Genomic DNA, 919 nt, shown 5'->3' on the forward strand with positions numbered 1-919 from the left:
ATACATATTTATACACTACTCATCATTTCTACAGGATTTTCGGTTCATATATTTCTACACGCCATATTGTTGGGTTCATCGAAACGTGACGCTTGGTTAAGTGTTTTTGCAGCTAGCGTTCCGTTCATTCTTTGGACCTTGTTGGTTTATCATTTGTTTAAGAAGATGGAGATGAAGCATGTCTTCGCTCGATTATTTGCCTTACCTTCTTGGATTTCATATGGACTATGCTCACTATTTGGATGTTTCTTTTTTCTGACTGCGTTTAATACGTTCCAATATACACTCTATTGGGCAAAAATAAACTATGCGCCCGATATCCCAAATGTCTTTCTCGTCTTGTCGTTCGCAGCATTGTGTTATTATGCCTCCTATAAAGGAATTCGAACGATGAGCGCTTTGGCATTGTTCCTGCTTCCAATCGTCATGTTCTTTGGTGTTTTCGTGGGAGTTGGAAATAAAAAATATAAAGATTACTCCTTACTGTTCCCCGTGTTTGAATATGGTTATGAAGGGTTTCTAAAAGGAATTGTTTATTCGTGTGCGGGGTTATTCGAAATTATCATTGTACTTTTTCTCACGCCGTACATGAAGGGGGAAATGAAAAGAAGTCAGTTTCTAGGGGTTGCCATGTTATTGGTCGGCTTAGCCGCAGGTCCATTGATGGGATCCATTTCTGTGCTTGGTGCTGAGGAAGCGGCAAATTTATTGGTTCCCTCAAATGACTTATGGAAGATGCTGACAATTGGCACGCATATTACTCGACTGGATTTCATGTCTACTTTTCAATGGTTTTCCGGTGCTTATATACGTGTAGCTTTAAGTATGTTTGTCGTAAATCAGTTATTTTCGCATTTAAAAAAGAGAAGCTGGGTACTTCCTTCGCTATATGCACTACTCATAATAAGTGTATTAATAC

General features: G+C 38.8%; 1 protein-coding gene. It reads left to right on the top strand.

The window, feature by feature from the left end; genetic code table 11:
- Positions 1 to 69 precede the first annotated feature (69 nt).
- Positions 70 to 919, top strand: an 850-nt coding sequence (locus AC1DVJ_RS31155) for a GerAB/ArcD/ProY family transporter (protein WP_477596831.1), incomplete at its 3' end; no start/stop codon positions are given.

Source organism: Paenibacillus sp. P4_A9, assembly GCF_056402415.1.